The organism is Streptomyces saintjeani, assembly GCF_055409605.1.
Genome location: NZ_CP189624.1, coordinates 5,312,666 through 5,333,796, shown reverse-complemented (window position 1 = coordinate 5,333,796; position 21,131 = coordinate 5,312,666). Strand labels below are relative to the sequence as shown.

At 70.4% G+C, this 21,131-nt stretch carries 20 protein-coding genes; 7 read left to right on the top strand and 13 right to left on the bottom strand.

Features of this window, described 5'->3' with window-relative positions:
* Nucleotides 1-51: 51 nt before the first annotated feature.
* The 3 genes from folB to ACQCO7_RS24305 all read left to right on the top strand — a co-directional run bounded on the left by folB (nucleotide 52) and on the right by ACQCO7_RS24305 (nucleotide 1,568).
* On the top strand, nucleotides 52-411 hold the full coding sequence (folB, locus tag ACQCO7_RS24315; RefSeq protein WP_010351447.1) for a dihydroneopterin aldolase: 360 nt from the start codon (nucleotides 52-54) through the stop codon (nucleotides 409-411).
* Nucleotides 408-1,004 (top strand): 2-amino-4-hydroxy-6-hydroxymethyldihydropteridine diphosphokinase, encoded by a 597-nt coding sequence (folK, locus tag ACQCO7_RS24310; RefSeq protein ID WP_464073813.1) that lies wholly within the window; start codon nucleotides 408-410, stop codon nucleotides 1,002-1,004. Before folB ends, folK begins: the two co-directional genes overlap by 4 nt.
* Before the next feature lie 72 nt (nucleotides 1,005-1,076).
* On the top strand, nucleotides 1,077-1,568 hold the full coding sequence (locus ACQCO7_RS24305) for a DUF3180 domain-containing protein (protein WP_464073812.1): 492 nt from the start codon (nucleotides 1,077-1,079) through the stop codon (nucleotides 1,566-1,568).
* Nucleotides 1,569-1,587: 19 nt separating this feature from the next.
* Here the strand turns inward: ACQCO7_RS24305 and folE are convergent, their stop codons facing one another.
* The 6 genes from folE to dacB all read right to left on the bottom strand — a co-directional run bounded on the left by folE (nucleotide 1,588) and on the right by dacB (nucleotide 9,148).
* The gene (folE, locus tag ACQCO7_RS24300; RefSeq protein WP_464073811.1) at nucleotides 1,588-2,193 is read right to left on the bottom strand and encodes a GTP cyclohydrolase I FolE; all 606 of its coding nucleotides are present in this window, start codon (nucleotides 2,191-2,193) and stop codon (nucleotides 1,588-1,590) included.
* A gap of 135 nt (nucleotides 2,194-2,328) precedes the next feature.
* Entirely contained in the window at nucleotides 2,329-4,365 is a 2,037-nt protein-coding gene (gene ftsH, locus ACQCO7_RS24295) for an ATP-dependent zinc metalloprotease FtsH (protein ID WP_464073810.1), read from the bottom strand.
* 185 nt (nucleotides 4,366-4,550) lie between these two features.
* The gene (hpt, locus tag ACQCO7_RS24290) at nucleotides 4,551-5,111 is read right to left on the bottom strand and encodes a hypoxanthine phosphoribosyltransferase (protein WP_040835593.1); all 561 of its coding nucleotides are present in this window, start codon (nucleotides 5,109-5,111) and stop codon (nucleotides 4,551-4,553) included.
* A gap of 54 nt (nucleotides 5,112-5,165) precedes the next feature.
* Nucleotides 5,166-6,173 carry a tRNA lysidine(34) synthetase TilS gene (gene tilS, locus ACQCO7_RS24285; protein WP_464073809.1) on the bottom strand — a complete coding sequence of 336 codons (1,008 nt, stop codon included), beginning with the start codon at nucleotides 6,171-6,173 and terminating at the stop codon, nucleotides 5,166-5,168.
* A 164-nt stretch (nucleotides 6,174-6,337) separates the two neighbouring features.
* Nucleotides 6,338-7,465: a zinc-dependent metalloprotease gene (locus tag ACQCO7_RS24280; protein WP_409118430.1), complete on the bottom strand. Its 1,128-nt coding sequence runs from the start codon at nucleotides 7,463-7,465 to the stop codon at nucleotides 6,338-6,340.
* 81 nt (nucleotides 7,466-7,546) lie between these two features.
* Nucleotides 7,547-9,148: a D-alanyl-D-alanine carboxypeptidase/D-alanyl-D-alanine endopeptidase gene (gene dacB / locus ACQCO7_RS24275; protein ID WP_464077281.1), complete on the bottom strand. Its 1,602-nt coding sequence runs from the start codon at nucleotides 9,146-9,148 to the stop codon at nucleotides 7,547-7,549.
* 955 nt (nucleotides 9,149-10,103) lie between these two features.
* Between dacB and ACQCO7_RS24270 the strand changes: the two genes are divergently transcribed.
* Both ACQCO7_RS24270 and ACQCO7_RS24265 read left to right on the top strand, forming a co-directional pair.
* Complete coding sequence (locus tag ACQCO7_RS24270) at nucleotides 10,104-10,595, top strand: inorganic diphosphatase (RefSeq protein ID WP_010351438.1); 492 nt, start codon at nucleotides 10,104-10,106, stop codon at nucleotides 10,593-10,595.
* 117 nt (nucleotides 10,596-10,712) lie between these two features.
* Nucleotides 10,713-12,368, top strand: a complete 1,656-nt coding sequence (locus ACQCO7_RS24265; protein ID WP_464073808.1) for a threonine/serine exporter family protein — start codon at nucleotides 10,713-10,715, stop codon at nucleotides 12,366-12,368.
* A gap of 10 nt (nucleotides 12,369-12,378) precedes the next feature.
* Here ACQCO7_RS24265 and ACQCO7_RS24260 read toward each other — a convergent pair whose 3' ends face one another.
* Nucleotides 12,379-13,287 (bottom strand): DedA family protein, encoded by a 909-nt coding sequence (locus tag ACQCO7_RS24260; RefSeq protein WP_464073807.1) that lies wholly within the window; start codon nucleotides 13,285-13,287, stop codon nucleotides 12,379-12,381.
* Nucleotides 13,288-13,436: 149 nt separating this feature from the next.
* Here ACQCO7_RS24260 and ACQCO7_RS24255 point away from each other — a divergent pair, with 149 nt between their 5' ends.
* Nucleotides 13,437-13,802, top strand: coding sequence for a YbjQ family protein (locus ACQCO7_RS24255; protein ID WP_010351435.1), 366 nt, complete (start codon nucleotides 13,437-13,439; stop codon nucleotides 13,800-13,802).
* Nucleotides 13,803-13,811: 9 nt separating this feature from the next.
* On the opposite strand, the gene ACQCO7_RS24250 is transcribed toward ACQCO7_RS24255, so the two are convergent.
* Nucleotides 13,812-14,573 carry a MerR family transcriptional regulator gene (locus tag ACQCO7_RS24250; RefSeq protein ID WP_464073806.1) on the bottom strand — a complete coding sequence of 254 codons (762 nt, stop codon included), beginning with the start codon at nucleotides 14,571-14,573 and terminating at the stop codon, nucleotides 13,812-13,814.
* A 131-nt stretch (nucleotides 14,574-14,704) separates the two neighbouring features.
* Between ACQCO7_RS24250 and ACQCO7_RS24245 the strand changes: the two genes are divergently transcribed.
* Nucleotides 14,705-16,114, top strand: a complete 1,410-nt coding sequence (locus tag ACQCO7_RS24245; protein WP_464073805.1) for a glutamate decarboxylase — start codon at nucleotides 14,705-14,707, stop codon at nucleotides 16,112-16,114.
* A gap of 236 nt (nucleotides 16,115-16,350) precedes the next feature.
* Here the strand turns inward: ACQCO7_RS24245 and ACQCO7_RS24240 are convergent, their stop codons facing one another.
* From ACQCO7_RS24240 to ACQCO7_RS24220, 5 genes are all read right to left on the bottom strand, one after another.
* Nucleotides 16,351-17,106 carry an ABC transporter permease gene (locus ACQCO7_RS24240; protein ID WP_464073804.1) on the bottom strand — a complete coding sequence of 252 codons (756 nt, stop codon included), beginning with the start codon at nucleotides 17,104-17,106 and terminating at the stop codon, nucleotides 16,351-16,353.
* On the bottom strand, nucleotides 17,103-18,122 hold the full coding sequence (locus ACQCO7_RS24235; protein WP_464073803.1) for an ATP-binding cassette domain-containing protein: 1,020 nt from the start codon (nucleotides 18,120-18,122) through the stop codon (nucleotides 17,103-17,105). The genes ACQCO7_RS24240 and ACQCO7_RS24235 overlap by 4 nt, the downstream gene beginning before the upstream one ends.
* A 122-nt stretch (nucleotides 18,123-18,244) precedes the next feature.
* Nucleotides 18,245-18,886 carry a PadR family transcriptional regulator gene (locus ACQCO7_RS24230; RefSeq protein WP_464073802.1) on the bottom strand — a complete coding sequence of 214 codons (642 nt, stop codon included), beginning with the start codon at nucleotides 18,884-18,886 and terminating at the stop codon, nucleotides 18,245-18,247.
* Between the two features lie 18 nt (nucleotides 18,887-18,904).
* The gene (locus ACQCO7_RS24225; RefSeq protein ID WP_464073801.1) at nucleotides 18,905-19,444 is read right to left on the bottom strand and encodes a DinB family protein; all 540 of its coding nucleotides are present in this window, start codon (nucleotides 19,442-19,444) and stop codon (nucleotides 18,905-18,907) included.
* A gap of 903 nt (nucleotides 19,445-20,347) precedes the next feature.
* A complete protein-coding gene (locus tag ACQCO7_RS24220) occupies nucleotides 20,348-21,118 on the bottom strand; it encodes a transposase (protein ID WP_464073800.1) in 771 nt (256 codons plus the stop codon).
* Between the last annotated feature and the right edge of the window lie 13 nt (nucleotides 21,119-21,131).

Sequence of the window (21,131 nt, the reverse complement as noted above, 5' to 3'; positions counted from 1 at the left end):
CGACCAGGGCGGCGGCCGTCCGCCGACCGACGACTTGCAGGAGTGATTCGCGTGGATCGTGTCGCGCTCAGCGGCCTGAAGGCCCGCGGGCACCACGGGGTGTTCCCCAAGGAACGCGAGGAGGGCCAGACCTTCGTCGTGGACCTCGTGCTGGGCCTGGACACCCGCCCGGCCGCGGCCGACGACGACCTGGCGAAGACCGTGCACTACGGCATCGTGGCCGAGGAGGTCGTGGCCGTCGTCGAGGGCGAGCCGGTCAACCTCATCGAGACGCTCGCCGAACGCATCGCGCAGACCTGCCTGAAGCACGACGGGGTCGAGGAGGTCGAGGTCCGCGTCCACAAGCCGGACGCCCCGATCACCGTCCCCTTCGACGACGTGACCGTCACGATCACCCGGAGCCGAGCATGAGGCCGTCCGCCGACCCGACCGTCCAGCCGGTGCCCGCGTCCGTCGTCGAAAAGGTCGACGCCGCCGACACCACCCTGCACAACCCCCAGTGGGCCGTCCTGTCCCTCGGCTCCAACCTCGGCAACCGCCTGGAGACCCTCCAGGGCGCCGTGGACGCCCTGGAGGACACCCCGGGCGTCCGGATCAAGGCCGTCTCGCCGGTGTACGAGACGGAGCCCTGGGGCGTCGACCCGGCGAGCCAGCCGTCGTACTTCAACGCGGTGGTCGTCCTGAAGACGACGCTCCCCCCGTCGTCCCTCCTGGAGCGGGCGCACGCGGTGGAGGAGGCGTTCGACCGGGTGCGCGCCGAGCGCTGGGGCGCGCGCACGCTGGACGTCGACATCGTGACGTACGCGGAGGTCGTCGACGACGACCCGAAGCTGACCCTCCCGCACCCGCGCGCGCACGAGCGGGCGTTCGTGCTGGCTCCCTGGTACGACGTCGATCCGGACGCCAAGCTGCCGGGCCGCGGCGCGGTCGCCGAGCTGCTCGGCGAGGTCGGCAAGGAAGGTGTCGTCCCCCGGGCGGACCTGGAACTCCACCTGCCCGCGTAGTCGTTAAGGTCGGTGACGACACTGCGTCCGCGGGAGGCTCCCGCGGACCCCCGGGGGAGCCGAAGGGACACCGTGAGAGAGCTGCGCATCAGGGTGCTGGCCGGCGTGTTCGCCGTCGCCGCGATCCTGTCCTGGGCGGGCGCCCGCCTCTGGAACTCGGTCGGGACCCTCCCCAGCGTCCCGCTGGCCGCCCCCATCGTGCTCGCCCTGATCGCGGCCGTCCTGCTGGCCACCGCGCTCTCGCTGCGCGCCCGTCTGAAGGCCCAGCGCGAGCGCCGCCCCGGCGCCAAGGGCGTCGACCTCCTGATGGCCGCCCGCGCGGTCGTCTTCGGCCAGGCGAGCGCCCTGGTCGCCGCCCTCGTCGCCGGGATCTACGGCGGCGTGGGCGTCTTCCTCCTGGAGTCCCTCGACATCCCGGCCCGCCGCGACCAGGCCATCTACGCCGGCTTCTCGGTCCTCGCGGGCATCGCCGTCATACTCGCCGCGATCTTCCTCGAACGCGTCTGCCGCCTCCCGGAGGACGACGACCGGACGAACGGCAACGGAGCGCCCTCGGCGGCCTGAGCCACCCCGGGAGGCCCGCTCAGCGCGCCATGATCAGGCTCATCGCCTCGTTGCGCGTCGCGGGGTCCCGCAGCTGACCGCGCACGGCCGAGGTGATGGTCTTCGCGCCCGGCTTGCGCACCCCCCGCATCGTCATGCACATGTGCTCGCACTCGACGACGACGATCACCCCGCGCGGCTCCAGGATCTGCATCAGCGAGTCGGCGATCTGCGTGGTGAGCCGCTCCTGCACCTGCGGCCTGCGCGCGAAGACGTCGACGAGCCGGGCGAGCTTCGACAGCCCGGTGATCTTCCCGTCGGCGGACGGGATGTACCCGACGTGCGCGACCCCGACGAACGGCACCAGATGGTGCTCACAGCTGGACATCACCTCGATGTCCTTCACGAGCACCATCTCGTCGTGCCCAAGGTCGAACGTCGTGGTCAGCACGTCCTCCGGCCGCTGCCACAGCCCCGCGAATATCTCCCGGTACGCCCGCGCCACCCGCCCCGGCGTCTCCCTCAGCCCCTCCCGGTCCGGGTCCTCGCCGACCGCGAGGAGGAGTTCGCGTACGGCGTTCTCGGCGCGTTTCTCGTCGAACTCGCCGATGGTGCCCTCGCCGTCCAGTGTCACGGGGTCGGTCATGTGGCTGCCTCGTTCCTGTGCGGGTCGCGTGTGTGGGTCACGCGTCTGAGCTGCGGGCCTGCGCCCTGCGGCTGGAAAACGCCGCACCCCCCAGGCTAGGTCCTGGGGGGTGCGGCATCCATTTCGGGCCCGGTGTCAGCCGTCCGTGCGGTCCTCGGGTGCCTCGACCGCCGGGGCGGGTTCGGCGACCGATGCCTTGGCGGTGATCGCCGCGGCCGAGGATCCGTTCGCACCGTTCGTCAGGGCCAGCTCCTTGGGGGAGAGCACCGGCGGACGGGTCGACGGGGTGCGGCGGGAGGAACCGGTCCACGCGGGCCGCGCGGGCCGCTTGTGGATCGCGGTGAAGATCTCGGCGATCTCCTCCTTGCCGAGCGTCTCCTTCTCCAGCAGCGCGAGAACGAGGTTGTCGAGGACGTCGCGGTTCTCCACCAGGATTTCCCAGGCTTCGTTATGCGCATTCTCGATCAGTTTCTTGACCTCTTCGTCCACCAGGGCGGCGACCTCTTCCGAGTAGTCGCGCTGGTGGGACATCTCACGGCCGAGGAAGGGCTCGCTGTTGTCGCCGCCGAACTTGATGGCGCCGAGCCGCTCGGTCATGCCGTACTGGGTGACCATCGCGCGAGCCGTCGCCGTGGCCTTCTCGATGTCGTTCGAGGCGCCCGTGGTCGGGTCGTGGAAGACCAGTTCCTCGGCCGCGCGCCCGCCCAGCATGTACGCGAGCTGGTCGAGCATCTCGTTACGGGTGGTCGAGTACTTGTCCTCGTCCGGGAGCACCATCGTGTAGCCGAGGGCGCGCCCGCGGCTCAGGATGGTGATCTTGTGGACGGGGTCGGAGTTCGGGGAAGCCGCCGCGACCAGGGCGTGTCCGCCCTCGTGGTACGCGGTGATCTTCTTCTCCTTGTCCGACATGATCCGGGTCCGCTTCTGCGGGCCCGCGACCACACGGTCGATCGCCTCGTCGAGCATCGAGTTGTCGATGAGCTTCTTGTCGCTGCGGGCGGTGAGCAGGGCGGCCTCGTTGAGGACGTTGCTCAGGTCCGCGCCGGTGAAGCCCGGGGTGCGGCGGGCGACGGCCGCGAGGTCGACGTCCGGCGCGACCGGCTTGCCCTTCTGGTGGACCTTGAGGATCTCCAGACGGCCCTGGAGGTCCGGCGGGTCGACCGCGATCTGCCGGTCGAAGCGGCCCGGGCGCAGCAGCGCCGGGTCGAGGATGTCGGGCCGGTTCGTCGCGGCGATGAGGATCACGCCGCCCTTGACATCGAAGCCGTCCATCTCGACGAGCAGCTGGTTCAGCGTCTGCTCGCGCTCGTCGTGACCGCCGCCGAGGCCGGCGCCGCGATGGCGGCCGACCGCGTCGATCTCGTCGACGAAGACGATCGCCGGGGCGTTCGCCTTGGCCTGCTCGAAGAGGTCACGGACCCGGGAGGCGCCGACGCCGACGAACATCTCGACGAAGTCGGAACCCGAGATCGAGTAGAAGGGGACGCCCGCCTCGCCGGCGACGGCGCGCGCGAGGAGCGTCTTGCCGGTGCCGGGACGGCCGTAGAGGAGCACGCCCTTGGGAATCTTGGCGCCGACGGCCTGGAACTTGGCCGGCTCCTGGAGGAACTCCTTGATCTCGTGCAGTTCCTCGACCGCTTCGTCGCATCCCGCGACGTCCGAGAACGTCGTCTTCGGGGTGTCCTTGGTGATGAGCTTGGCCTTCGACTTGCCGAAGTTCATCACCCGGGAGCCGCCGCCCTGCATCTGATTCATCAGGAACAGGAAGACGACGACGATGAGGACGAAGGGGAGCAGGGAGAGCAGGATGCCGACGAACGCGTTCTGCTTGGTCGGCGAGACGGTGTACCCGTCGGGGATCTGCTTGTCCTGGTATTTGCTCTGTAGCGTGCCGGCGATGGTCACGCCCTGGTCGCCGATGTAGCTCGCCTGGATCTTCGAGCTGCCCTTGATCTTCTCGCCGGGCTTGAGCGTGACCTTGACGGTCTGCTCGTCGCCGGTGGTGATCTTGGCTGATTTGACCTTGTTGTCGTTGATCGCCTGGACGACCTGGCCGGTGTCCACCGTCTTGTAGCCGCCGGACGAGCCGACGACCTGCATCAACACGACCACGGCAAGGACGGCCAGCACGATCCACATGACCGGCCCACGGAAGTATCGCTTCACGTCCATCCACACGGAGCGGAGCCGCCCCGTCCCTCCTGCCATAGTGAGTTTGATAAGACAGTTCTTCCGACGGTACCCCAGCCTGGGCGGCCACAGCCGCACTCAGGACCCGGCAGTGCCGTCTGCATGCTCCAACGGCGCGAATCCCGCCGGGGTTCCCGACCGCGCCGTATTCCCGTCGAACGGGGTTCTCAGCCGCCGTAGACGTGCGGCGCGAGCGTACCGACGAACGGCAGGTTGCGGTATTTCTCCGCGTAGTCCAGGCCGTATCCGACGACGAACTCGTTCGGGATGTCGAAGCCGACCCACTCGACGTCGATGGCGACCTTCGCCGCGTCGGGCTTGCGCAGCAGGGTGCACACCTTCAGCGACTCGGGCTCGCGCGAGCCGAGGTTGGACAGCAGCCACGACAGGGTCAGGCCGGAGTCGATGATGTCCTCGACGATGAGGACGTGCCGGCCCTTGATGTCGGTGTCGAGGTCCTTGAGGATCCGCACGACGCCGGAGGACTGGGTGCCCGCGCCGTACGAGGACACCGCCATCCAGTCCATCGTGACCGGGGTGGACAGCGCGCGCGCGAGGTCGGCCATGACCATCACCGCGCCCTTGAGGACGCCGACGATGAGCAGGTCCTTGCCCGCGTACTCCGCGTCGATCTTCGCGGCCAGCTCGACGAGCTTGGCGTCGATCTCTTCCTTGCTGATGAGTACCTGCTGAAGGTCGGCACCCATGTCGTTCGCGTCCACCCGCATCACTTTCGTCGGTCGTCCCGCCGGCCACCACCCCCGTCAGGAGGGGCGGGTCTCTCAGCCCTGCCGGATGACCAGTCTGCCACCCTGCCGCTGGGCGACGACCTTGCCCGGCAGGTTGATGGCCTTCTGGCCGCGCCAGCCGGTGATCAGCCGGTCGACCTCCTCGATGTGCCGGGCGAAGAGGGAACCGGCCGGGGCGCCCGCCTCGATGGCCGCGGTACGCAGGATGCGGCGGCGCACGGCGGGCGGCAGGGCGTAGAGCTTGGCGCACTCCAGGAGGCCCGCCGCGTCCCGTACGGACGCCTCGGCCTGGCGCGCCCAGCTGTCGAGGGCGTCGGCGTCGTCCCGGGAGAGCTGGGCGGTGCGGGCGAGCGCCTCGACGACGCCCTTGCCGAGGGCCTTCTCCAGGGCGGGCAGGCCCTCGTGGCGCAGGCGCGAGCGCGTGTAGGCGGGGTCGGCGTTGTGCGGGTCGTCCCAGACGGGCAGCGACTGGACCATGCACGCCTTGCGCGCGGTCTGCCGGTCGAGCTGGAGGAAGGGGCGCCGGTAACGGCCGCCGGCCCCCGAGACCGCGGCCATGCCCGACAGGGAGCGGATGCCGGAGCCGCGCGCGAGGCCCAGCAGGACGGTCTCGGCCTGGTCGTCGCGGGTGTGCCCGAGGAGGACGGCCGTGGCGCCGTGGCGTACGGCGGCGTCGTCCAGGGCGGCGTAGCGGGCGTCGCGGGCGGCGGCTTCCGGGCCTCCCTCGCGGCCGACCGTGACGGCGGCCGACTCGACGGGATCCAGGCCGAGTTCGCGCAGCCGCTGGACGACCTCGCGCGCACGGTCCGCGGAGCCGGTCTGGAGGCCGTGGTCGACGGTGACGCCGCCCGCGCGCAGGCCGAGGCGGGGGGCTTCGAAGGAGAGCGCCGAGGCGAGCGCCATGGAGTCGGCGCCGCCGGAGCAGGCCACCAGCACGAGCGGTGGGGAGGGGGGCGCGGGGTGTTCGTTCTCGTTGAGGATGTCGTGGAGGACGCGGCGGACCGCCAGGCGTATCGCCGCGACCGCAGGATGGGGACCCATGTCCGGTTCCCTTCATGAGGTTTTTCGGGGGGGTGCACCCGAGCTATGTCACTCAGAGTGTGTAGATGGTGACAGAGCCGGGCCGCTCCCCGAGCATTGCACGCCTTCCGGTGGCTCACGGTCCCTCGGACGGGTGATTGCTACGGCGTTTCCCTGCCGTCCGCTCACATATCGGCCTTCCGGTGCACGCGCGCCACCCAGTCCGCCGGTTTCGCGATCTCCGCCTTCGTGGGGAGCGTGTTCGGGGACGTCCACACGCGGTTGAAGCCGTCCATGCCGACCTGGTCGACCACCGCGCGCACGAAGCGCTCGCCGTCGCGGTACTGCTTCATCTTCGCGTCCAGGCCGAGCAGCCTGCGCAGCGCGATGTCCAGCCGGGAGGCGCCCTTCGCCCTGCGCTGCTGGAACTTCTCGCGGATCTCCGCGACCGTCGGTACGACCTCCGGGCCCACGCCGTCCATCACGAAGTCGGCGTGCCCTTCGAGCAGCGACATCACCGCCGTCAGCCGGGCCAGGATCTCCCGCTGCGCGGGCGACTGCACCAGCTCCACCAGCGAGCGTCCGCCGTCGTCCTCCTCGCCCTCCGGGCGGCCCCCCGCGAGCGACTGCGCCGCCTCCCTGATCCGCTCCAGGAACGTCGACGGGTCCACGTCCGTCTCGCCGAGGAACGACTGGATCTCGCCCTCCAGGTGGTCCCTCAGCCACGGGACGGCCGAGAACTGCGTGCGGTGCGTCTCCTCGTGCAGGCACACCCAGAGCCTGAAGTCGTGCGGGTCCACGTCCAGTTCGCGTTCCACGTGGACGATGTTCGGGGCGACCAGCAGCAGCCTGCCGCCGCCGTTCGAGCCCGCCGGGAGGTCCCTCGTCGCCGGCGCGAACGTCTCGTACTGGCCCAGCACCCGCGACGACAGGAACGACAGCAGCATGCCCAGTTCGACGCCGGTCACCTTGCCGCCGACCGCGCCCAGGACCGCGCCGCCGGGTGAACTCCCCCTGCGCTCCTGCATCTTGTCGAGCAGGGGCCGCAGGACCTCGCGGAACCCCGCGACGTTCGCCTTCACCCAGCCCGGCCGGTCCACCACCAGTACGGGGGTGTCGTGCACGTCCTCCGTCCCCATCCGGGTGAATCCGCGGACGTGGCCCTCCGACGCCTTCGCGTACCGCCGCAGTTCCGCGACGATCTGCCGCGCTTCGTCCCGGCTGACCTCTGGGCCGGGGCGCACGAGGCGCGTCGCGGTCGCCACCGCGAGATTCCAGTCGACCATCCCGGAAGAAGCACCGATGCTCGTCATGCCGTCAACCGTACGTGAGCGGTCCGACAACGGGCAGGGCGTGGAGGGGGCGGGTACGGGTTCGGGGGCTGCGGGCGGGCCTCAGGCACAGCCGCAGTTCGCCAGCGCCGACGCCGTTCTGTCCAGGGCCGCCTGGGCCGCGTCCGCGTTCGTCGTGTCCGAGGCCAGGAACGCGAAGGCCAGTTGGCGGCCCTCCCTGTCGACCACCGTGCCCGCCAGCGCGTTGACGCCCGTCAGGGTGCCGGTCTTCGCCCGGACCACTCCCGCCGCCTCGTTCGAGTAGCGGGTGCTCAGGGTTCCGGTGAAGCCCGCGACCGGGAGGCCGGTGAGGACCGGGCGGAGGTTCGGGTGGGCGGGGTTCGCCGACGTCGTCAGGAGGGCGGTCAGGAGGGCGGGGGTCAGACGATCGGATCTGTCCAGGCCGCTTCCGTCTTTGATCGAAACTCCGGCCACAGGGAGGCCCAGTTTTCTCAGTTGGGCCGTGATCGCCTCGCCCGCGCCCGCGAAGTCCGGGCGGACGCCGGTCGCCAGGGCCGTCTGGCGGGCCAGGGCCTCGGCGATGTCGTTGTCGCTGTTCGTGAGCATGCGTTCGACCAGGGCCGGCAAGGGGGGTGAGCTGACCGTCGCCAGCGTCTGCGCGCGGGACGTCGCCTTCGAGGGGCCCGGGGCCTTCGTCCGGACGCCCTCGGCCTCCAGGAAGCCCGCGAACTTCGCCGTCGCGTCCTGCGCCGGGTCCGGTACGCGTTCCACGGCGCCGCTGGTCGAGTCGTCCGGCCGGCCCTCGTCGGCCGTGAGGGCGACCACGCGCGCGAGGTTGGGGTTCTTGCCGATGGGGTGGCGGTCGGGGCCGACGTACAGGGTCGTGTCGTACGAGAGGGTCACGTCCGTCAGGCCGCGCTTCTTGAGGGCCGCCGCCGTCGACTTCGCGAGCGTGCGCAGGCTGGCCCAGCCCTGTGCGTCCGCGCGGGCGGTGAGCGTCGGGTCGCCGCCGCCCACGAGGACGAGTTCGCGGGTGTCCGGTTCGAGGGCCGCGCGGGTGACGAGGCGGTGGTCGGGGCCCATCGCGGAGAGCGCGGCGACGGCCGTGGCGATCTTGGTGGTGGACGCGGGGGTCAGCGGGGTGGTGGCGCCGGAGCCGTACAGGAGCTTGCCGGTGGACACGTCGACGACCGCCGCGGCGTGCCGGACGAGCGCCGGGTCGGCGAGGAGGGGGCCGAGAACGGCCGTGAGGGCCCCTGTGGCGGGCGCGGGGGCCTTGGGGGTACCCGCGGCGCTCCCGAGGCCCGTGAGGACGGAGAGGGCGCTCGGGGCGGGTTTCGGCGCCTGCCCCGTCGTACCGGCCGAGCCCCGCCCGTGATCCGCGCCCCCGATCGCGACGGCCCGCTCACGCTCGGCCGTCCGCTGCCCGCTGGAATCCCAGGGCCCGGCAAGGCCCGCCGCCCCCACGGCCAGCGCCAGCCCGGCCCCGGCCGCCCCGGCGGAGTACCGCAGCGTCCGCCGCACCGACACCTCGGCAACCTGCGGCCGAACGGCCTCCCCGAACTTCACGACGTACGCCGAGACCCCCCGAACCCCCGGCTTCACCGCACGCACGGCCTTACCGAGCCCGGGCCGCACAACAGCAACGGCCTTACCGAACCCGGGCCCCACAGCCGCAACGGCCTTACCGAGCGGAGGCCGCACGACCCCGACAGCCTTGCCGAACGGCGAACGCACGGCAGCAACGGCCGCGGCCAGCGAAGAACCCACCGCCCCGTCAACCGCGACCGGCGGGGCGCCCTCTGCCCCATCCCTCTCGCCAACAGCCGAACCCGCCGCGCCACCCACCTCGCCCGGCGGCAAACCCGCCGCCCGGTCAGCCTCTCCGGCAGACGAACCCACCGACCCGCCCACCTCGGCCAGCGGGGAACGCTCTGCCCCGGCCCCCTCACCGACAGCCGAACCCACCGCCTCACCCGTCTCGGCCGTCTCAGCCGACGAAGGGCCCACCGCATCGTCAGCCTCGCCGGCAGCCGAACCCGCCGGTTCTTCTGCCTCAGCCTGCGAAGCCCCCGCCTCGGCCCCCGGAGTCTGCGCTGCCCCATCCCCCTCGCCGACGGACGAACGCGCCGACGCGCCCGTCTCGACCGGCGGGAACTCAACCGACCTGTCCGCCTCGGTGCGGGGTGAGCGCTCCGCGCCATCCACCTCGGCCGGGGTGGAGAGCCTCGGCCCGTCCGCCTCGGCGGCAGGCGAACGCGCCGGCTCATCCGCCTCGGTCCGGGAAGACCCCGCCTCGCCCCCCGCAGCGCGCGCCGGCCCATCCACCCCAGCCGACGGGAAACCCTCCGCCGCGTCCCCCTCGGTGAGCGGAGAGCGCTCCCTTCCATCCGCCTCGCCGGCAGGCGAACCCGTCACGGCGCCCTCCTCGGTCGCCGGGGAATCCGCCGTCCCCTCGGCCTCGTCGGCCCGTGGACCACCCGCCCCGTCCGTCCCTGCGAGCGGGGCGGATACCCTCTTTTCCGCCTCGTCGGAGTTGGGGCCCGTGGCCTGCCTCGGTCTTGGCTCCGGCACGGCCACCAGCCCCTTTCGCGATCACACGTCGGCGTGAGGGACACTTAACCACCCGAAGTATGTGCTGATCATGGAGGAGCCACCGGTGGAGTTCGACGTCACGATCGAGATCCCGAAGGGTTCGCGCAACAAGTACGAGGTGGACCACGAGACCGGTCGGATCCGCCTGGACCGTCGACTCTTCACCTCGACCGCGTACCCGACCGACTACGGATTCGTCGAGAACACGCTCGGCGAGGACGGTGACCCGCTGGACGCCCTCGTCATCCTGGACGAGCCGACGTTCCCGGGCTGCCTCATCAAGTGCCGCGCGATCGGCATGTTCCGGATGACCGACGAGGCCGGCGGCGACGACAAGCTGCTGTGCGTCCCGGCGACCGACCCGCGCGTGGAGCACCTGCGTGACATCCACCACGTCTCGGAGTTCGACCGCCTGGAGATCCAGCACTTCTTCGAGGTCTACAAGGACCTGGAGCCCGGCAAGTCCGTAGAGGGCGCCGACTGGGTCGGCCGTACGGAGGCCGAGGCGGAGATCGAGCGGTCCTACAAGCGCTTCCAGGACGAGGGTGGCCACTGAGCACCCTCGGGACTCGTGTGAAGGGCCGCGCGCGTGCGTACGCGTGCGGCCCTTTCGTCTGTCTGTGCGCATACTGAGGGCCGAGACGGAAGGTGTCGTTCCAGGGAGCGTTTCTCAGTGTCGGAGTCGGTGGACCGCAAGCCGCGGTCGGACGAGGCGCGCAGTGCGTACGACCCGGAGATCACCTCCGAGTTCGCGCTCCCGACAGGGCTCGACGCGCCCAGAGCGAGCGAGTCGGAGACGACCTCGGAGTTCGCCGTCCCGAAGGGTCTGGACGCCCCGAAGCCGCCCGGTGAGCCGGAGGGCTCGGCGTTCAGCAGGCCGAGCGGCTACAGCGCGCAGGACGCGCCGCCCGCGTTCACCCCGCCCGCCGGGATACCCGTCGTCAGCCTCACGAAGGACGCGCCCTGGCAGGACCGGATGCGCACGATGCTGCGCATGCCGGTGACCGAGCGGCCCGCGCCGGAGACGCCGCCGAAGCACACGGACGACGACGGACCGGCCGTCCCGCGCGTGCTGGACCTCACCCTGCGCATCGGCGAACTGCTGCTGGCCGGCGGGGAGGGCGCGGAGGACGTCGAGGCGGCGATGTTCGCGGTCTGCCGGTCGTACGGGCTCGACCGGTGCGAGCCGAACGTCACCTTCACGCTGGTCTCGATCTCCTACCAGCCCTCGCTCGTCGAGGACCCGGTGACCGCGACGCGGATCGTACGGCGCCGGGGAACGGACTACACGCGCCTGGCAGCCGTTTTCCGGCTCGTCGGGGACCTCAGTGACCCCGAGGCCCATCTGAGCCTTGAGGAGGCCTACAGGCGCCTCGCGGAGATGCGGCGCAACCGGCACCCGTACCCGACCTGGGTGCTGACGTCCGCGAGCGGGCTGCTCGCCGGGGCCGCGTCCGTGCTCGTCGGGGGTGACGCGCTCGTGTTCGTCGCCGCCGCGCTCGGCGCCGTCCTCGGGGACCGGCTCGCGTGGCTCCTCGCGGGGCGGGGGCTGCCGGAGTTCTACCAGTTCCTCGTCGCCGCGCTGCCGCCCGCCGCGATCGGCGTCGCCCTCACGCTCGCGCGCGTGGACGTCGCCGCGTCCGCCGTCATCACCGGTGGTCTGTTCGCGCTGCTCCCCGGGCGCGCGCTGGTCGCGGGCGTCCAGGACGGGCTCACCGGGTTCTACATCACCGCCGCCGCGCGCCTGCTGGAGGTCATGTACTTCTTCGTCGGCATCGTCGTCGGGGTGCTCGCCGTGCTCTACATCGGCGTCAAACTCGGAGCGCGGCTCAACCCCGACGCCGCGCTCGTCACCGCCGACCGGCCCGGGTGGCAGATCGGCGCGGCGATGATGCTGTCGCTGACGTTCGCGGTGCTGTTGCAGCAGGAGCGGTCGACGGTGCTCGCGGCGACGCTCAACGGGGGTGTGGCGTGGTGCGTGTACGGGGCGATGCAGCACGCCGGGCATCTGTCGGCGGTGGTGTCCACGGCCGCCGCTGCGGGGCTGGTGGGGTTGTTCGGGCAGTTGCTGGCGCGGTACCGGTTCACGTCGGCCCTGCCGTACACGACCGCCGCGATCGGGCCCCTGCTGCCCGGGTCCGCCACCTACTTCGGGCTGCTGTCCATCGCGCAGCACGAGGTGGACCGGGGGCTGGTGGGGTTGTCGAAGGCGGCGGCGCTCGCCATGGCCATCGCCATCGGGGTCAACCTCGGGTCGGAGATCTCCCGGCTGTTCCTGCGGGTGTCCGTGGAGAAGCGGAAGTCCGCGAAGCGCACGCGCGGGTTCTGACCGGTCCCGGTCAGTTCTGCGGGTAGCCGTTCTGCGAGTAGCCCTGCTGGTGCGGTTGCTGGGGCTGCTGGCCGTACGGGTACTGCTGCTGGTTGTTGTCGTAGTAGCCGCCGCCGTACTGCTGTTGCTGCGGCGGCTGTTGCTGCTGCTGGCCGCCGTAGTACTGGCCGTTGCCGTTGTCGTACGGCTGCTGCTGGGCGTCCGGCTGCGGGATGCGGCGCAGTTGGGTCGTCGCGTCGTCCATGTGCTGCTGAGGGGCCTGGAACTGCGGCTGCGGGGTGGGCTGCTGGGCCGCCGCGCGCTTCTTCTTCGAGCGCTCGCGCAGGAACTCGATGATGATCGGGACGACCGACAGGAGCACGATCAGGATGAGGATCGACTCGACGTTCTTGCGGATGAACTCGATCTGGCCCAGCCAGTAGCCGGCCAGGGTGACGCCCGTGCCCCAGGCGACGCCGCCGATGATGTTGTACGACAGGAACGTGCGGTACTTCATACGGCCGGCGCCGGCGACGATCGGTGCGAACGTGCGGACGATCGGCACGAAGCGGGCCAGGACGATCGCCTTCGGGCCGTACTTCTCCATGAACTCGTGCGCCTTGTCCAGGTTCTCCTTCTTGAAGAGCTTGGAGTTGGGGCGGCTGAAGAGTTTCGGGCCGAGGAACTTGCCGATCATGTAACCGACCTGGTCACCGATGATCGCCGCCGCCACGATCAGCGTGCAGACCAGCCACAGGGGCTGGTCGATGTACTTCCCCTGGGCCACGAACAGGCCTGCCGTGAACAGCAGGGAGTCGCCCGGGAGGAAGGCGAACAGGCCCGACTCCGCGAAGACGATCAGCAGAATGCCCGGCAGGGCGAACGTCTCGATCAGATAGTCAGGGCTGAGCCACTCGGGGCCGAGAGCGAGCGTGATCACGGGGATGTGGCTCCTGCTGTGAGGGTACGAAGCTGGCGGGGGCTGATGACGGGACTGCGCTCCCAAACGTATCAACGCAGCCGCCCCGGGCCAGGTTCCAGGCGGGTACCCAGGATGCACTGTGCGCGCGCTGGGGCAAAGCTGTGGACATGAGTATCGAGGACTACGGCGGCGGGCAGGGGCCCCAGCCGGACGTACTGGTCGTGACCACGAACGATGTGCCCGGATATCGGGTGGATCAGGTGATCGGGGAGGTGTTCGGCCTCACGGTCCGCTCCCGGCACATCGGCAGCCAGATCGGAGCGGGCCTGAAGTCGCTGATCGGCGGCGAGCTGAAAGGTCTGACGAAAACGCTCGTCGAGACCCGTAACGAGGCGATGCAACGGCTGATCGAGCAGGCACGCGCGCGCGGGGCGAACGCGGTGCTGGCGTTCCGCTTCGACGTGACGGAGGCGGCGGACGTCGGGACGGAGGTGTGCGCGTACGGGACGGCGGTGGTGCTGGCGCGGGAGTGAGGGTGGGGCCTAGGACACGTGTCGGTTCGCGTTCTCCCTGATCGCGGCCCTCAGGTGTGCCGCCAGGCCCTCCTCCATCCCGTCGTAGTACGCCTTGAAGCGTTCGTCCGAGACGTACATGTCCGCGAAGCACGTGTGCAGCTCGTGCGGGCAGTCGAAGTACCACTGAGTGATGTGCAGGCGGTGTTCCTCCGCGAGGGACACCGCCTCGTCGCTCTCCGGGGGCGTGCCCGCCGCCACCAGGGCCGTGTAGCGGGACTCCCAGGCGTCCATCTGCTCCTTCAGGCGCTGCCAGTCGGCCTTCGTGTACGTGGATGTGCGGCGCATGCTCTCCGCGTACGTGTCGGTGCCTCCCCAGCGTTCGGCGGCCTCGTCGGCGTACTGGTCGGGGTCCTTGTCGCCGAAGACCTCGAAGCGTTCTCGGGGGGTGAGGTTGATTCCCATGGTGCGTGCCTCCAGGGCTTGTTGAACGGCTTCGGCCATTTTTTGGAGCCGGGTGATGCGGGCGGCGAGGAGGTCTCGCTGGCGGCGCAGGTGTTGTGCGGGGTCAGTTTCGGGGTCGTCCAGGAGCGTGGCGATCTCCTCCAGGGGGAAGCCGAGTTCTCGGTAGAAGAGCAGGCGCTGGAGGCGGTCGAGGTCGGATTCCGTGTAGCGGCGGTGGCCTGTCGAGGTGCGGTCGGTCGGGGGGAGGAGGCCGATCGCGTCGTAGTGGTGGAGGGTGCGGACGGTGATGCCCGCGAACTCGGCCACCTGTCCTACGGAGTACGTCACGTCGGGCTCCTGTTCGTTCTCGGTCGCGTTTCACTGTGGGGCCTCACGTTGCGTGAGGTGCAAGTGTGGATTTCGGGAACTGGGCAATCGTGACGAACGTTCATTGAGCAGACGGCTGGTGGGAGGCGGACATGGCGTTGCATGAGGGGCCGAGGAAGCACGAGGAGCGGGCGCTGTCGGTGAACCCGTTCTTCGGGGAGGCCGATCCGGTGGGCGGGATGAGCGAGGCGCCGCCGAAGCACCGGCTCGCGGAGGGGCCGATGCCGCCGTCGACGGCTTATCAGCTGGTGCACGACGAGCTGATGCTCGACGGGAACTCGCGGCTGAATCTCGCCACGTTCGTCACGACGTGGATGGAGCCTCAGGCCGGTGTGCTGATGGCCGAGTGCCGCGACAAGAACATGATCGACAAGGACGAGTATCCGCGGACCGCCGAGCTGGAGCGGCGGTGTGTGGCGATGCTGGCGGATCTGTGGAACGCGCCGGATCCCTCCGCCGCCGTGGGGTGTTCGACGACCGGGTCCAGTGAGGCGTGCATGCTCGCCGGGATGGCCCTCAAGCGGCGGTGGGCCGCGAGGAACGCCGACCGGTATCCCGGTTCCGCCCGGCCCAACCTCGTCATGGGGGTGAACGTCCAGGTCTGCTGGGAGAAGTTCTGCAACTTCTGGGAGGTGGAGGCTCGGCAGGTGCCCATGGAGGGGGACCGGTTCCATCTCGACCCGGAGGCCGCCGCGGAGTTGTGCGACGAGAACACGATCGGGGTCGTGGGGATTCTGGGGTCCACGTTCGACGGGTCCTACGAGCCGATCGCCGAGCTGTGCGCTGCGCTGGACTCGTTGCAGGAGAAGACCGGGATCGATGTGCCGGTGCACGTGGACGGCGCGTCGGGTGGGATGGTCGCGCCGTTCCTCGACGAGGAGTTGGTGTGGGACTTCCGGTTGCCTCGGGTGGCGTCCATCAACACGTCCGGGCACAAGTACGGGCTGGTGTATCCCGGGGTGGGGTGGGCGTTGTGGCGGGACAAGGAGGCGTTGCCGGAGGAGCTGGTGTTCCGGGTGAACTACCTGGGGGGTGACATGCCGACGTTCGCGCTGAACTTCTCCCGGCCGGGGGCGCAGGTTGTCGCCCAGTACTACTCGTTCCTGCGGCTCGGGAGGGACGGGTACCGGGCCGTTCAGCAGTCCACGCGGGACGTCGCACTGGGCCTCGCCGGGAAGATCGAGTCGCTGGGGGATTTCCGGCTTCTCACTCGCGGGGACGAGTTGCCGGTGTTCGCCTTCACGACCGCCGAGCACGTCACGTCGTACGACGTCTTCGACGTGTCCCGGCGGCTGAGGGAGAAGGGGTGGCTGGTGCCGGCGTACACGTTTCCGGCCAACCGGGAGGACTTGTCGGTGCTGCGGGTCGTCTGCCGGAACGGGTTCTCTCAGGATCTGGCGGAGTTGTTCTTCGAGGACTTGAGCCGGTTGGTGCCGGAGTTGCGGCGGCAGTCGCATCCGGTGACGCGGGATAAAGGGGCGGCGACCGGGTTTCATCACTGAGGGGGTGCGGCGAAGGGTTGTGTGGTGGGTGCGGCGCCGTCGTGGCTGGTCGCGCCCCGCGGCGGAGCCGCAAATTGATCCAGCCCCGCGCCCCTAAAGGACTTGGGTGGCCATCAGTGGAGAAAGTGGCGGCCCGCCCCGGCAGCCCTGAAGACTCCGCTCAGCCGCCAGTCGGATGCCCGCCTCGTCTGCCCTCCAGTCGTATGCCCCGTGTCGCCGGGAAGCACAACCCCCGCCTACCTCATGCGGCCGAACCTCCTCACCGCCAGCGGGAAGAACACCGCCAGCAAGCCCAGTGGCCATGCCACCGCCGTCCACATGTGGGGTGCCTCCGCCCCCGGCACTCCGTACAAGTCCCGTACCGCCGTCGCTGTTTGGGACAGCGGGTTCCAGGCCACCGCCGTGCCCAGCCAGTCCGGCATCGCCTCCGGGGTGGCCAGGGCGTTGGAGAGGAAGCCGATCGGCCAGACCAGGATCTGGACCGTCTGGATCATCTCCGGTTTGCCGGCGATGAGGGCCAGGTGGATGCCGATCCAGAGCATCGCGAAGCGGAGGAGGAGCAGGAGGGACAGGGCGGCCAGGAAGGACGGCGGGGACGTGTCGGGGCGCCAGCCCAGCGCCAGGCCCATGGCCATCAGGGCCAGTACGCCGATCGTCGAGCTGAGCATGTCCGCGCAGGCCCTGCCCACCAGGACCGCGCCGTCCGCCATCGGGAGCGAGCGGAAGCGGTCGATGACGCCCTTGTCGAGGTCCCGTGTCACCGCGACCATCGTGTTCTCCAGGCCGAACACCATGGTCAGAGCGAGCATGCCGGGGAGGAGGTAGTCGAGGTAGTCGCCACGCACCCCGCGTCCGCCGCCCATGAGGTAGCCGAACATCAGGAGGAGCATCACGGGGAAGAGGAGCCCGGCGACGATGCGGCCGGGCCGGCGGGCCCAGTGCGAGAGTTCTCGGCGGGTCATGGTCCAGGAGTCGGTGAGGGCGTAGATCATGCGGCGACCTCCGTGCCGTCGGGAGTGGACGCCGGACGCGGGGCGGGCGTACCCGGGCTCGGCGGCGCTCCCTCGGCGCTCACCCCCCGCGCGTCCCCCGTGATGTGCAGGAACACCTCGTCCAGCGTCGGCCGCCGCAGCGCGATGTCCTCCGCCTCGATCCCGGCGTCCGACAGGCCGCGTACGACCCCGGCGAGCGCGGCCATCCGGTCGGTCACCGGGGCGCTCAGCAAGCGGCGGTCCGCGTCGACGGAGATGCCGGTCAGCGGCAACACGGCTACGGCGTCGCCGAGTCGGCCCGCGTCGCGCAGGACCACGTCGATGCGGTCGCCTCCCGTCGCCGTCTTCAGGAAGTCCGCCGTACCCTGCGCGATCACCCTTCCCGCGTCGACGACCGAGATGCGGCCGGCGAGCTGGTCGGCCTCCTCCAGGTACTGGGTCGTCAGCAGCACCGTCGTACCGGCGGCGGCGAGTGCGCGGACGGACGCCCACACCTCGGCGCGGCCCCGGGGGTCGAGGCCGGTCGTGGGTTCGTCGAGGTAGAGGACCTCCGGGTCGGTGATCAGGGACGCGGCGAGGTCGAGGCGGCGCCGCATGCCTCCGCTGTACGCGGTGACCGGTTTGCGGCCGGTGTCCGTGAGGTCGAAACGGGTGAGGAGTTCGGCGGCGCGGGCGCGGGCACGGTGGGCGCCGAGGTGGTGGAGGCGGGCGAACATCTCCAGGTTCTGCCGGCCGTCCAAGTCCTCGTCCAACGCGGCGTGTTGGCCGAGCAGGCCGATGCGGCGGCGGACCTCGCGGGGGTGGCGTACGACGTCGTGTCCCGCGACCTCGACGCGGCCGGCGTCGGGGCGCAGGAGGGTGGCGAGGATGCGGACGAGGGTGGTCTTGCCGGCGCCGTTGGGGCCGAGGACCGCGTGGACCTCGCCGCGGGGGACGGTGAGGTCGAGGCCGTCGAGGGCGGGTTTCGGGCCGTAGGACTTGCGTGCGCCGTCGACGGTGATCGCCGGGTCGGTCACGGGGGCTCCCTTGTTAGTCAAGGTTGACTAGTCGATGCCGGTCGAAGGTAGCGGGGTCCGGGGGATTGGTCAAACTTGATTAGCCAGGCCGCCCGGCGGGAGATCCGTACTCTCCTGCCGGGCTACCGCGCGTCCCCGGGGTGCCTCTCCCCCGTCGCGTACGGGTTCTCCTGCCCCTCCGTCAGCACCCCCACGAACGGCTCGCCCTCGCCCGCGAACACGTACGCGCCCCCCGCGATCCGCGCGATCAGCCCCCTCGTCCACTCGGCCTCGCCGTCCGCCGTGTGGATCCAGAAGTTCATGATCTCGCCGATGTGGCCGAGCGGTTCGGGGCCATCCTCGGGGATGTAGTAGTCCGTCACGGACGTCCGCCAGCCGGCGATGCGCCGGATCCGCTCCTCCAGGAGCGCGACGACCTCGGCCCTCGGGAGGTCCACCATGCTGCCGAGGGCGGCGGATTTGACGTCCGTCTTCTGGTCGTACGAGGTCAGCGCGTCGCGTACGAGGCGGAGGTACTCCTCGCTGCCGGCGGCCGTGATCTCGTACTCCGTACGCGGGGGGCCGCCGGCCGTCGAGGGGGCGATCTCGTGCTCGTGCAGGTAGCCCTGTTTCGCCAGCTGTCTCAGGGCGTGGTAGATCGAGCCGGGCTTCGCGTTGGACCACTCGTGCGCGCCCCAGTACTCCAGGTCGCTGCGCACCTGGTAGCCGTGGGCCCGGCCGTGCTGACGGACCGCGTTCAGCACGAGGAGACGGATCGCTGACATGCGGTCCAGGTTATGGGGTCAGCTTTTCTGCGCGAGCGCGACCAGCTCGAAGGCTGTCTTGCCGTCGAGGGACTCCCGTACGACATCGGCGTGGCCGGCGTGGCGGGCCGTCTCGCGGATGAGGTGGAGGAGGAGCCAGCGCAGGGAGACGCGGCCCTCGGGCGGGAACCAGGGCTGGTCCGGGAGTGCGAAGGTCCGGTCGAGGCTGTCGGCGGCCCTGACGAACGCCTCGGTCCCGGCGGCGACCTTCTCCCAGTACGCGAGCTGTCCCTCGACGGTCTCGTCGCCGACGAGCTGGAAACACTCGTGCCAGTTCGAGGCGTCCCGCTGCACGGCCGGCGCCTCCCCCTTCGCCAGCGCGACCCAGAACTGCTCGACCTCGGCGACGTGCTTGACGATGCCGGCGAGGGAGAGGTCGCTGGCGCTGGGTTTCGACACGGCCTGCTCCGCCGTGAGGCCGAGCACGGACCGGCGGATGCCGCCGCGCTGCTCTTCGAGGAACGCGAGGAGCGCGCCGACCTCGTCGCCGGGGGCTTCGGAGGGGACGTGGGTGACCATGGTGGGTGCCTTTCGCCGGGGCGGTTCTGCCTGACACCGATGACGTTAGGGGGCATGTAGGTCAGATCCTGGCCGCAATCGCCGTCCGATCCGACACCGTGTACGCGGCTGCGCCTCGCTGGTTCATGCGGGTACCGTCGGGGAGGCGTGGCCACCCGCCATCAACCGCCTCACCGGAACCGGCGGAGTTCGACAGCGATCCGGGGCAGGCGTTCGACCACGCCGTCCAGCTCTCCTCCACGACTCCCATACGGCTGTTCCTGGAGAAGTGGGCGACCCTCGTGGCGATCCTGCGGCATCCCGAGCGGGCTCGGCGGCTTCAGGAAGCGGAACGTGCGCCGACCGATCCCGGAATCTCGGACGAGGCGTTCCGCGCGGCGCGGGACACCGTCGCGGCCGTTCTTGATGCCGCTTCGCGTGAGGTGCTGGGTGAGGTCGCGCGCCGAACGTACGCGGTGAGGGTGTCACCGGGTGGGCCTGGGAGTTCGATCCCGGTGCGGAGTGGGTGCTCGGCGATATGCGGAAGGCGGATCAGGAGGCGGTCCACGTCATGGCCTCCGTGATCGCGGATCTCGCGGCGGCTGGGCTCACGGTGGACGGGTCGCTCGCGGATGATCCGAATCCGCCGCGGCTATCGGAAGCGGGTGCATGTCCCTCGCATCTACCTGTAGGCGTTCGGGAGCGGCGGCTGAAAAAGGCTGCGGCGGAGGGGAGTTGGCGCAGGATGAGGGGGTTCGAGTGAGGGAGTGAGCATGCCGGTGCTTGTGTACGACGGGGACTGTGGGTTCTGTCAGGTTGCCGTCGATCGGATGCGGGGCATGGCCTCGCCGGTGGTTGAGGCTGTGCCTTAGACTTGTCCCGTAAATAGTCTCCGACACGGCGGGTGACCTGCTCGTTTTTTCGTCATCCGGCCAGAGTGAGGTTGTGCAGGCGGGCGATGCCGAGCGTGGCGTGGTGGACGCCGTCGCCTTTCAGACGGCAGTCGCGGAGGATCTTCCAGGTCTTCATGCGGGCGAAGGCGTGTTCGACGCGGGCGCGGACCTTGCGGTGGGAGGTGTTGTGTTCTTCTTTCCAGTCCGGGAGTTCGGTCTGGCCGGGTTCGCGGCGGTGCGGGATGACCAGGCCGGTGCCCCGGTAGCCGCCGTCCGCGATCACTGTGGTCCCGCCGACGGCGCCCTTGGCGCCGGACAGTTCCCACGCTTTACAGTCGTTGCGGTTGCCGGGCAGCGGCCGTCCGACGGCGACGACGAGGCGGGTGTCGGCGTCGATGACGACCTGGTGGTTGGTCGAGTACCGGTAGTTCTTCGACTGCTCGGCCACCGTGTGGTCGCGGGTGGGCACCAGGGTGCCGTCCACGATCAGCACCGTGTCCTTGCGGAACCGCCTTCGCTGCTGCAGTGCCAGCGCTGGCCCGAGCTGGTTGACGACGCGGTCCGCCGCAGACTTCGACACCCCGAACAGCAGCGCGAGTTGGCGCAGCGTCAGGTTGGTTCGCCAGTACGCGGCGACCAGCAGGACCCGGTCCTCCAGCGACAGGCTCCAGGGCCGGCCCTTGCGGACCGGATCCGCGCCCTCACGCCGCAACGCGGTGATCAGCTTGCTGAACTGACGCGGGCTCAGCCCCGTGAACGGGGCTATCCAGGACGGCTCCGACGCCGTGATCACACCAGACACAGCAAGATCATCT